10 protein-coding genes and 1 pseudogene are annotated in these 10,386 nt (G+C 61.8%); all 11 read right to left on the bottom strand.

The genetic code is table 11. The features are described 5' to 3' along the window. A pseudogene (locus C1D09_RS23020) lies at nucleotides 1-246 on the bottom strand (lipid-A-disaccharide synthase); the annotation flags it as partial. Further along, nucleotides 239-1,153, bottom strand: a complete 915-nt coding sequence (locus tag C1D09_RS23025; RefSeq protein ID WP_143976447.1) for an LpxI family protein — start codon at nucleotides 1,151-1,153, stop codon at nucleotides 239-241. The pseudogene C1D09_RS23020 and the gene C1D09_RS23025, both read right to left, overlap by 8 nt. Next, on the bottom strand, nucleotides 1,125-1,958 hold the full coding sequence (gene lpxA, locus C1D09_RS23030; protein WP_143976448.1) for an acyl-ACP--UDP-N-acetylglucosamine O-acyltransferase: 834 nt from the start codon (nucleotides 1,956-1,958) through the stop codon (nucleotides 1,125-1,127). The genes C1D09_RS23025 and lpxA overlap by 29 nt, the downstream gene beginning before the upstream one ends. Nucleotides 1,959-1,971: 13 nt before the next feature. Further along, nucleotides 1,972-2,439 carry a 3-hydroxyacyl-ACP dehydratase FabZ gene (gene fabZ, locus C1D09_RS23035; protein WP_020628878.1) on the bottom strand — a complete coding sequence of 156 codons (468 nt, stop codon included), beginning with the start codon at nucleotides 2,437-2,439 and terminating at the stop codon, nucleotides 1,972-1,974. After that, the gene (gene lpxD / locus C1D09_RS23040; protein ID WP_143976449.1) at nucleotides 2,432-3,487 is read right to left on the bottom strand and encodes a UDP-3-O-(3-hydroxymyristoyl)glucosamine N-acyltransferase; all 1,056 of its coding nucleotides are present in this window, start codon (nucleotides 3,485-3,487) and stop codon (nucleotides 2,432-2,434) included. The genes fabZ and lpxD overlap by 8 nt, the downstream gene beginning before the upstream one ends. A 74-nt stretch (nucleotides 3,488-3,561) precedes the next feature. Beyond that, entirely contained in the window at nucleotides 3,562-5,940 is a 2,379-nt protein-coding gene (bamA, locus tag C1D09_RS23045; protein ID WP_143976450.1) for an outer membrane protein assembly factor BamA, read from the bottom strand. A 217-nt stretch (nucleotides 5,941-6,157) separates the two neighbouring features. Further along, a complete protein-coding gene (gene rseP, locus C1D09_RS23050) occupies nucleotides 6,158-7,300 on the bottom strand; it encodes an RIP metalloprotease RseP (protein ID WP_143976451.1) in 1,143 nt (380 codons plus the stop codon). Nucleotides 7,301-7,395: 95 nt separating this feature from the next. Further along, entirely contained in the window at nucleotides 7,396-8,211 is an 816-nt protein-coding gene (locus tag C1D09_RS23055; protein WP_143976452.1) for a phosphatidate cytidylyltransferase, read from the bottom strand. Further along, complete coding sequence (locus tag C1D09_RS23060; protein ID WP_143976453.1) at nucleotides 8,208-8,942, bottom strand: isoprenyl transferase; 735 nt, start codon at nucleotides 8,940-8,942, stop codon at nucleotides 8,208-8,210. The genes C1D09_RS23055 and C1D09_RS23060 overlap by 4 nt, the downstream gene beginning before the upstream one ends. A gap of 32 nt (nucleotides 8,943-8,974) precedes the next feature. Next, entirely contained in the window at nucleotides 8,975-9,529 is a 555-nt protein-coding gene (gene frr, locus C1D09_RS23065; RefSeq protein WP_010909550.1) for a ribosome recycling factor, read from the bottom strand. A 109-nt stretch (nucleotides 9,530-9,638) separates the two neighbouring features. Further along, on the bottom strand, nucleotides 9,639-10,361 hold the full coding sequence (gene pyrH / locus C1D09_RS23070) for a UMP kinase (protein WP_143976454.1): 723 nt from the start codon (nucleotides 10,359-10,361) through the stop codon (nucleotides 9,639-9,641). Nucleotides 10,362-10,386: the final 25 nt, after the last annotated feature.

Genomic DNA, 10,386 nt, shown 5'->3' on the forward strand with positions numbered 1-10,386 from the left:
CAGTTGACCGATCCGCCTGATGAGACGGGGCAGATCGCTCAGGACGGCGCTGAAACCCATGAGCGCGATCTCACCGGCATCGAAGGGCGACACCAGGCCCAGTTCGCCGAGATGCCGGCCGCCGAGGCCGACAAGCCGCACCTCGCGACCTGTTATCTGGCGGAGCGAGCGCACGATGTCGGCGCCAAGCAGGTCACCCGATTCCTCGCCGGCGACGATCGCGATCTTCAGCGCCTTTTCAACCATGCGAAGGCTCCGCTGCGGCCAGGCCGACGATGAACAGGCCAAGTTCATTGGCGCGCGACAAAGTCGCGGGGCCTTCGAGGATCAGCGAGCGCCCCGCTTCGACGGCAATGCCGGCAAGCCCCGCCGCATGTGCCGCTTCAACTGTCTGCGGCCCGATGGACGGAAGGTCCGCGCGCAGTTCCTGGCCAGGCTTGGCGCATTTGACCAGGACGCCGCGGGTCTTGCCGGCGATGCGGCCATGGCCACGCAGCAGCTTCGCACGGTCGAGCAATCCGGCCGTGCCCTCGATGCCCTCGAGCGCGATGGTCCGACCACCGACCGCGATCGCCGCCTGGCCGATATCCAGCGCCCCGATGGCCTTTGCCGCCGCAAAGCCTGCCTCAATGTCGCGCCAATCCAATTTCTGTGGAGCGGCTTTGGTCAAGACCCCTTCGGCGGCGACAAGGCTCGGCACGATCTCGTGCGCACCCATGACCTTGATCCCTCGGGCCTCGAGACCGCGCGCCACCACCTTCAACAGGCCATCGTCGCCACGCGCCAGCGCCATGACGACAATTGGTATGACCGCCAGCAGGCCAAGGCTTGGGCGCAGATGCGTCAGCCTCGGTCGGCGCTTGATCTCGCCGGCAAGCACCAGATGGGTAATCCGGTGGCGTTTGAGCAAAGGAACAAGCGAGCCGATCGCCTCCAGGGCAAGGGTCTCATGCTCATACCGGCACAATTCCGGCAGACGGTCGGCTTCGCCTTCCATGAGGACGATGAAGGGCGGATAACCTTGCCCGGCGGAGCCGGCCGCGACTTCGACCGGAAGACTGCCGCCGCCTGCTATGATGCCGACCCTGGCATCTGGCGGGAGATCAAGACCGACGGAAGCGGCCTCAGTCTTCATCGTCGGTATCGTCGCCATCGCCGCCCTTTAGCGATGGCACTGCGTAGTGTCGCTTGCCGCGACTGCTGATGAAGTCGACGATCTTCATGGCGGTCGGCGAAGAGGCGAACTCGGCCTTGGCGAATTCGATGTTCTCGCCGACGGTGCGGGAGCGGTCGAAAATCGTCCTGTAGGCTTTGCGCAACAGATAGATTTCGGAACGCGGCAGACCGGCGCGCTTGAGGCCGATGATGTTCAAGCCGCGCAAGCTGGCGCGGTTGCCGACAGCAATGGCGTAGGGAATGACGTCACCAACGAAGGCCGAGCACCCGCCCAGAAAGGCATTGTCGCCGACGCGCACGAATTGATGGACGGCACTGAGGCCGCCTATGTAGACGTTGTCGCCAATCTCGCAGTGGCCGCCCAGCGTCGCGCCATTGGCGAAAGTGGCGTTCTTGCCGACAACGCAATCATGGGCGATGTGGGCGTAGGCAAGGAAATTGCCATTGTCGCCCACTGTCGTTTCGCCGCGGCTGGTGTCGGTGCCGACATGCATCGTGACGCCTTCGCGGATGGTGCAGTTGGCGCCGATGACCAGCGTCGTGCGGCCGCCCTTGTGTTTTGTGTTCTGCGGCGGTGCGCCCAATGTCGCCATCGGATAGACCTTGGTCGAGGCGCCGATGGTGGTCGCGCCGATGACGGAGACATGGCTAACCAGTTCGACACCGTCGCCGATCACGGCATCGGCGCTGATGTGGCAGAACGGCCCTATGCGCACACCCTGACCGATTTGAGCGCCCTCTTCCACGACGGAGGAAGGATGGATTGAAGTCTTGATTTTCATAAGCACTCGATCGTCAGTCGCCGGTGACCATCATGGCTGAAATCTCGGCCTCGGCCGCCTTGGTGCCATCGACCAGGGCTTCGCAGGCGAATTTGAGCAGGTTGCCGCGCTTCTTGATTTTCTTGACGTGGATCTTCAACTGGTCGCCGGGAACGACCGGTTTGCGGAATTTGGCGTTGTCGATGGTCAGGAAATAGACCAGCGACGGTTTCGACGCCCCAAGGCTGCGGATGCAGATGGCGCCTGCCGTCTGCGCCATGGCCTCGACGATCAGCACGCCCGGCATCACCGGCTGCTCGGGGAAATGCCCCTGAAAATGCGGCTCGTTGATGGTGACGTTCTTGATGCCGACGGCGGAATCGTCGCCATCGATGTCGACGATGCGGTCGATCATCAGGAAGGGATAGCGGTGCGGCAGGAGCTTCATCAGCCCCAGTATGTCGACCGCTTCCAGCGTCGTCGCCGCCACCATATCAGCCATTGTCCTTGCCCTGCTTGCGTGCCCTGGCCATCGTGCGCAACATGGCTATCTCCCGCATGGCTTCCGCCATCGGCTGTGCCGGATAGCCGCCCCAGATCTCACCGGCGGGAACATTGCTCATAAATCCACTTCTGGCGGCAAGCTTGGCGCCCGAGCCGATGGTCAAGTGATCCGCGAGCCCGACGCCACCGCCCATCGTAACGTTGTCACCCACGACCACGGAACCGGAAATACCTGAAAGCCCGGCCACTATGCAATTGCGGCCGATGCGGACGTTATGGGCGATCTGCACGAGATTGTCGATCTTGCTGCCCTGACCGATGACCGTATCGGACATGGCGCCGCGATCGACTGTAGAATTGGAGCCGATCTCGACATCGTCCTGGATGACGACCCGTCCGATCTGGGGAACGCGTTCAGGGCCCTTGGCACCGCCGACAAAGCCGAAGCCGTCCTGGCCGATCCTGGCGCCGCCATGGATGATGACACGATTGCCGATCAGCGCATACTGGATGCTGGCGCCCGGGCCGACATAGCCGTCGCGGCCGATCTGGCAGGATTGTCCAATGACCGCGTTTGGCGCGATGACGGTGCCCTTGCCGATCGAGACGCCTGGCCCGATGACCACACCGGCCTCGATGATGGCGCCCGCTTCGACATGCGCGGTCGGATCGATATGGGCATGCGGTGAAACACCGGTTTCACCGGTCATTGGGCCCGGCGTGGCGGCTGTCGGAAACAGCAGTCTGCCGACCAGCGCGAATGCCTGTTGCGGCCGCGGGTGGGTCAAAACGGCGACGCCGGACGGCGCCTTGTTGGCGAACTCCGCCGGACACAGCACCGCGGCCGCCCGCAATGAGGGCATCAGCGCCGAATTGCGCCTGCCGTCGACGAAAACGAGCGCATTGGCACCGCCTTCGTGGGCCGGCGCCAGTGTCTCGATCGAAACGCCGGATTGGTCGGAATCGACAAGCACCGAGCCGGTCAGATTCGCGACTTCGGCCGCCGTATACCGGCGTGATGGCGCGAAGAACACCGGATCGGTCATTCCAGAAGCTATATCCAGCTAGGTCGGAACATTTCTCCCGGATCCAAAAATCCGGGAGCATCGTTGGCCGCCGATCAGAAGCGGGTCGATATGCCGAAGTTGAATTCCTGCACGTCGTCGCTCGCTTCCTTCTTGACCGGGATCGCGTAGTCGATACGGATCGGACCGAACGGCGAGGCCCACATCAAGCCGAGACCAACCGAAGCGCGCAATTTCATGCCGGTCGACGACTGGTCGACCAATGTCTGGTCCGCGATCTTGCTGCCATAAAGCGTTGCCGCATCCGCAAACACCGCGCCGCGCAAGCCGAAGCTTTCCGGAACGACGGGCAGCGGGAACTGCGCTTCGGCCGAAGCGTTGAAATAGGTCGTACCACCCAGATGATCGCCGCTGGTTCCAGAAGCCACCGGGCCGATGCCACCATATGCAAAGCCGCGGATCATGCGATCGGTGCTCTGGAACTGGTCAAAAATTCGCAGATTGCCGTCGCTGCCATAACCCTCGACATGACCGGCGCCACCCGAAATGAGACCGACGAGATCAAGCTGCTCGGACAGCGTCTGATAGATGCTGCCGCGTCCCGTGATCTTCACGAATTTGGCATCACCACCGAGACCCGCCACTTCAACCGTCGTGTTGGCGTAGATACCCTCATGTGGGTTCTTCATGTCGTCGATGGTATTGTAGACCAGGCCAAGGCTGACAGACGACTTGATCCACGGGCTTTCCGCGATGCCATCCAAGATGGCCTGGGAAATGTTGCAGGTGCCTTGCGGAAGTGCGTCGGTCGGATTGCAGCTGTCGTCGACCTTATATTTCTCCTGGGAGATATTATACGCCAGCTGGGTCGTGATGCTGTTGGTGATCGGCAGACCGAAGCGCACCGTCGCACCGGTGGTATCGCTGTCATAGTTGTTGTTGTATTGCCTCGTCGACTTATAGATGTCGAAGCCGGCAGCGATGCGTCGACCGAGGAAATACGGCTCGGTGAACGATACGGCGTAGTCGCGCGAATTCTTGCCGCCACCGGCCGACAGCTTGATGAACTGGCCACGGCCGAGGAAGTTGCGCTCGGTGATCGATCCTTCGACGGACGGGCCTGCCGAGTCACCGCCGGTCGAATAGCCGGCGCCAACGGAGAATTCGCCCGTCGACTTCTCGACAACGTCGACCACCAGCACGACCTGATCGGGCTGCGAGCCCGGCACCGTCGATATTTCGACTTTGTCAAAATAATTCAGGTCTTCCAGGCGCTTCTTCGCGCGCTGGATGAGCACCTGGTTGAATGCATCGCCTTCGCTGACATCGAATTCACGGCGGATGACATAGTCACGCGTGCGGTCGTTGCCGCGGATCTCGATGCGCTCGATATAAGCCTTGGTGCCCTGATCGACCGTATAGACCACCGAAATCGTATGGTTCTCGAAATTGCGGTCGCCGCGCGGCGTCACCTGCGCGAAGGCATAGCCTGAACCGGCGACCTTCTCGGTGAGGGCGATGATAGAGTCCTCGACGTTCTTGGCGTTGTAGACGTCGCCCTTGCGGGTCTCGACCACCGATTCCAGCGACTTGGAGTCGACTTCCGGGATCGTGCTTTCGACGCTGATATCGCCGAAATTGTAGCGCTCGCCTTCCTGTACGGTGATGGTGACCGTGTATTTGTTCGTCGCGTTGTCGAGTTCGCCGACGGCCGACACGACCTGGAAATCGGCATAGCCGTGATTGTAATAGAAGCGGCGCAGCAGTTCCTGGTCGGCGCGCAGCTTGTCCTCGTCATAAACGTCGTCGCGCAGGATGAACGACACCCAGGACGAGCGCTTGGTGTTGATCACATCAGACAGACGGCGGCTCGAATAGGCGCTGTTGCCGACGAAATTGATCGCCGCGATCTGCGTGCGGTCGCCTTCGGTGATGTGGAACACCACGTTCACGCGGTTGTCGCCGAGTTCCATGACCTGCGTGGTCACGCCGGCATCATCGCGGCCGATGCGCCTGTAAGCGGCCTTCACGGCCTCGACGTCGGAATCGAGCGTCGCCTGCGAGAATGTGCCACGCGGCTTCAGCTGGACCGCCGCCTCGAGCGCATTGTCCTTGAGCTTCTTGTTACCCTGGAACAGCACCTGGTTGACGACCTTGTATTCGGCAACCTTGACCACCAGCGTCGAGCCGACCTGGTTGATCTGGACGTCCGAGAACAGGCCAGTGCCAAACAGCGCCTTGACGGCCGCGTCCACATCGGAACTGGAGAAGGCCTTGCCCGGCTTGATGGTGATGTAATTGCGAATGGTATCGGCGTCGACACGCTGGTTGCCGCTCACCTCGACCCTGCTGACGACAGCGGCCTCAGCCGCCGATGTGGCAACGAATTGTACTGCGAGCGCACCTGGCACGACCAGAGCGGCGGACAGTGCCGCCGCTGACGCGGCGCTCAGAAACTTGGATGCTGCCTTCATCGGGCTTAATAACCTTTTCTCGTAGTCCCCACGGCGAGAAAACCGGACGTGCGGTAATTTCCCCTACCGTATTAACCGGATTTTCCCTACACGCAAGGCTTCTGGTTAATTTGTATTTACTTAACCCTGGTGCGTGGCTTTCGCGTCACTCATATCCCTAGGCATGGTAAACGGCGTCTCAATATCGACCGTGCCAAAGCCAAATTTCTTCATGATTTCAGCATCCAAACAGATCGTTCCAGAAAACGAAACCCATGAAGCCCAAGACCAGGAGCAGACCGGCCCGATAGGCCATTTCCATCATCCGTTCCGACACCGGCCGGCGGATGACGGCCTCCACCCCGTAGAACAACAGATGGCCGCCGTCGAGGGGGGGAATCGGCAAAAGGTTTAGAATACCTATGCCAACGGAGAGCAGCGCGACGAGCTGCACCAGCCATTCGAAACCGAGTTTCGCCGCCTTGCCGGCCATGTCCGCGATCTTGACGGGACCGCCCAATTGGCACTTGTCCTCACGCCCGACGGCGAAACGCTGCAAGAACTGGCCGGTGCGCTCGATGACGTGGCCTGTTTCCTCAATTGCCGCCGCAACCGCCCCGACCGGTGTATAGGTGATAAGACGGGGCTGACCGAGTTCCTTGTTGTTGACGACGCCGATCACGGCGACCTTGACCTTGTTGCCGAGCGCGTCTTGCTGCTCCATCAACCGCGGCGTCGCGGTCACCGTGACCTCCTTGCCGTCGCGCAGCATGACAAAGGTGATGGTATCGCCGGCCCGGCCCGACACCAGCCGCTGCACGTCCCCAAAGGTTTCGACCTTGCTGCCGTCGACGCTGACGAATCGATCGCCAGGTTGGATGCCGGCCTTTGCCGCCGGACTGTCCGCCGTGACTTCCGCCACCATGGGCTCCGCGACATAACGCCCATAGGACGCAAACAGCACGGAAAAGACGACGATCGTCAGCAGGAAATTGAACAGGGGCCCGGCCACCACGGTCGCCGCACGCTTCCAGATGGCCTGGGTGTGGAAGGCAACCTTGCGCTCCTCGTCGGTCAGCGTCTCAAGCTCTTCCGACGTAGGCTGGCTGGAGGTGGCGTTCATGTCGCCGACAAATTTGACATAGCCGCCAAGCGGTATGGCGCAAAGCTTCCAGCGCGTGCCATGCCGGTCGTTGAAGCCGATGAGTTCGGGACCGAAGCCGATCGAGAAGGCCCTGACGCCGATGCCGCACCAGCGGCCGACGAGGTAGTGACCCATCTCGTGGACGAACACCACCACGGTCAGCACGAAGAGAAACGGCACGAGCGTGCCGAGAAACAAGCCTTCGGTGCTGAAAATCGCGTGAAGAATCCCGTTCAACTCATGCCCTCAAATTCTTCCGCTGTCGCGGTGACTGTGACATCAATCCAGGCGAATCCAAGGCACGCCCGCACCAGATCGTGAAACGACACCGTTCAAATCGGAAATAGCCCCTGTGCCGGATGATCGGCGCCCGCCGAAATCCAGCCAATGACGTATAGGGCAAGAGCCGCCGCGACAAGCCCGTCGACACGGTCCATGACACCGCCATGGCCTGGAATGAGCACGCCCGAATCCTTGCGGCCATGCCGCCGTTTGACCCAGGATTCGAACAGGTCTCCAGCCTGAGCGATAATCGAAAGCACAAGCGCCACGAGGGCAAGCAAGGCCAGATTGCCGGCACCGGCGGCTGCTGCCAGCACGACCCCGGCGACAACGCCACCGACAGCGCCGCCGACAGCGCCGCTACGCGTCTTGCCGGGCGAAATCGACGGCGCCAGCTTCGGGCCACCGACGGCGCGCCCCACGAAATAGGCAAAAATGTCGGTCGCCCAGACGACCGCGAACAGGAACAGGATGGCGACGAGGCCCGGATGGTCGCCATCACGCAGCAACGCAAGCGACAGGCCGGACACGCTGGCATAGGCAAGACCGCTTGCCTCCCATTGCCCGGCCTTGCGAACCTGGGCGGCAATCGCCGTAACAGCGATCAGCATCACGACGAGCAGCAGCAGCCACGATGCGGCAAGCCCGGCAACCAAGGCGCCGATGAAAACGACCACCAGCGCCTCGGGCAGGAAGCCCAGCCCATTGGCCGCGGCTGGCCGCGACATGCGTGTCCACTCGAAGAAGATCATCGCCGACATAGCCGCGCACAGCAGTCGAAATGGAAGGCCGCCAAGCCAGGTCAGGCCAAGGGCGATGACGGCAAGCACGACCGCTGAAATGACGCGGAGCTGAAGGTTGCTCATCCCGCTGCCGGTCGCGAAGCGACGTCTTGCGGGCCCAATCCGCCGAAACGGCGCTCTCGGCCGGCAAATTCGCGCAACGCCTCGGCAAGGTGTTCGCGGCTGAAGTCGGGCCAATAGCAAGGCAGGAAGACGAGCTCGCTGTAAGCGGCCTGCCACAACAGGAAGTTGGACAGGCGAAGCTCGCCGCTGGTGCGTATGACCAGTTCCGGATCGGGAATGCCTTGCGTGTCGAGACAGCCGGCAAAGCTCTCTGCGGTGATCGATTCAGCGTCGATTTCGCCGCGCGCCGCGGCCGAGGCAAGCTTGCGCGCTGTGCGAACGATCTCGTCGCGCCCGCCATAATTGAAGGCGATCACCAGCGTCAGGGATTCGTTACGGGCGGTCAGCGATTCGGCCTCTTCGAGCAGCCCCCGGATGTCGGCCTTAAGCCCTGCCCTGTCGCCGATGATCCGGACCCGCACGCCGCTCTGGTGCAGTTCGGCAAGATCACGGCGGATGAACAGCTTCAACAGCCCCATCAGGTCGCTGACCTCGGCCTTCGGCCGCGACCAGTTCTCCGACGAGAACGCATAGACGGTCAGGAAGGAGATGCCGAGATCGGGCGCCGCGCGCACCGTCTTGCGCAATGCTTCGACGCCGGCGCGATGACCGGCGAGCCGAGGCATGCCGCGCGCCTTAGCCCAGCGTCCATTTCCATCCATGATGATCGCGACATGCGCGGGCGTTGTCATGATCTCGCTTTCGGGTCAGCCGGCCGCCAACCCTAAACCTGCATGATCTCAGCTTCCTTGTCGGAAAGCAGATGATCGATGGTGCTGATCGTTTCGTCTGTAAGCTTCTGGACCTGATCCGAACGCTTGCGCTGATCATCCTCGCTGATCACGCCGTCCTTCTCGGCCTTCTTCAGGAAGTCCATGCCGTCGCGGCGCACATGGCGCGCGGCGACACGGGCATTCTCGGCATAGCCGTGCGAGATCTTGACCAGTTCCTTCCGGCGCTGCTCGTTGAGCTCCGGCAGCGGAATCCTCAGATTGGTGCCGTCGACGATGGGGTTGAAACCCAGGTTGGATTCGCGGATGGCGCGATCGACGGCGCCGACCATGGACTTGTCCCAGATCGACACCGAGATCATGCGCGGCTCCGGCACCGTGACGTTGGCGACCTGGTTGATCGGCATGGTGGTGCCGTAGGCCTGCACCTGGATGGCATCGAGCAGATTGCTGGAGGCGCGGCCGGTCCGCAGCGAAGCCAGGTCATGCTTGAACGCGGCGATTGCCCCATCCATGCGCCGCTTGAGATCGTCGTACTCACCACTCATCCTAGTCTCCTCGACCCGTCTGCCGCGGGTTCATTGCTTCGGGGCAAGGCCCCGTTCGAGCCTGATTTTCGAAAAGCCGGTTTCCCCTTGGTAGGGATCAGGCCCCGGATCAATCGTCCGCGACGACCGTGCAGCGGCCACCGCCCCTAAGAATATCGCCGAAACCACCTTTTTCGTGGATCGAATAGACGATTATCGGAATGTTGTTTTCGCGCGCAAGTGCAATCGCAGCCGTATCCATGATTGAAAGGCCTCGATTTATGACTTCGGCATGGCTGATACGCTCGAAACGCGTCGCATTCGGATCCTTTTTCGGATCAGCCGAATAGACGCCATCGACCTGCGTGCCCTTGAACAGCGCATCGGCGCCGATTTCGGCCGCGCGCAGTGCCGCAGCCGAATCAGTGGTGAAGAACGGATTGCCGGTGCCGCCGGCAAAGATCACCACCTTGCCCTGGTTCATGTAGGCGGTGGCCTGGCGCTGCGAAAAGCTTTCGCACAACTCCGGCATGGCAATCGCCGACAGCACCACAGCGTCGACGCCGATCTTGTTCAGCGAGGTGCGCAACGCCAGCGAGTTGATGACTGTGGCAAGCATGCCCATGTGGTCGCCGGTGACCCGGTCTCCGCCTTTGGAAGCGACGGCCACGCCGCGAAAGATGTTGCCGCCGCCGATGACGACGCCGACCTCGATGTCCAGAGCGCGGGCCTCGGCGATGTCGGCGGCGATGCGATCCACGACCGAGACATCGATGCCGAAATGCTGTTCGCCCATCAGCGCTTCGCCCGACGCTTTCAGCAAGACACGTCGGTAGAGGGGCTTCACCGTCATTTGGTCCTCGTCATTTGTGTGTGGT

The sequence above is a fragment of the Mesorhizobium intechi genome (assembly GCF_002879535.1).
Taxonomy (GTDB): domain Bacteria; phylum Pseudomonadota; class Alphaproteobacteria; order Rhizobiales; family Rhizobiaceae; genus Mesorhizobium; species Mesorhizobium intechi.

Excerpts from the sequence above, each read along its gene's own strand:
- C1D09_RS23025 (WP_143976447.1), bottom strand. The coding sequence starts at position 1,153 with ATGGCGACGATACCGACGATGAAGACTGAGGCCGCTTCCGTCGGTCTT.
- lpxA (WP_143976448.1), bottom strand. The coding sequence starts at position 1,958 with ATGAAAATCAAGACTTCAATCCATCCTTCCTCCGTCGTGGAAGAGGGC.
- fabZ (WP_020628878.1), bottom strand. The coding sequence starts at position 2,439 with ATGGCTGATATGGTGGCGGCGACGACGCTGGAAGCGGTCGACATACTG.
- lpxD (WP_143976449.1), bottom strand. The coding sequence starts at position 3,487 with ATGACCGATCCGGTGTTCTTCGCGCCATCACGCCGGTATACGGCGGCC.
- bamA (WP_143976450.1), bottom strand. The coding sequence starts at position 5,940 with ATGAAGGCAGCATCCAAGTTTCTGAGCGCCGCGTCAGCGGCGGCACTG.
- C1D09_RS23055 (WP_143976452.1), bottom strand. The coding sequence starts at position 8,211 with ATGAGCAACCTTCAGCTCCGCGTCATTTCAGCGGTCGTGCTTGCCGTC.
- C1D09_RS23060 (WP_143976453.1), bottom strand. The coding sequence starts at position 8,942 with ATGACAACGCCCGCGCATGTCGCGATCATCATGGATGGAAATGGACGC.
- frr (WP_010909550.1), bottom strand. The coding sequence starts at position 9,529 with ATGAGTGGTGAGTACGACGATCTCAAGCGGCGCATGGATGGGGCAATC.
- pyrH (WP_143976454.1), bottom strand. The coding sequence starts at position 10,361 with ATGACGGTGAAGCCCCTCTACCGACGTGTCTTGCTGAAAGCGTCGGGC.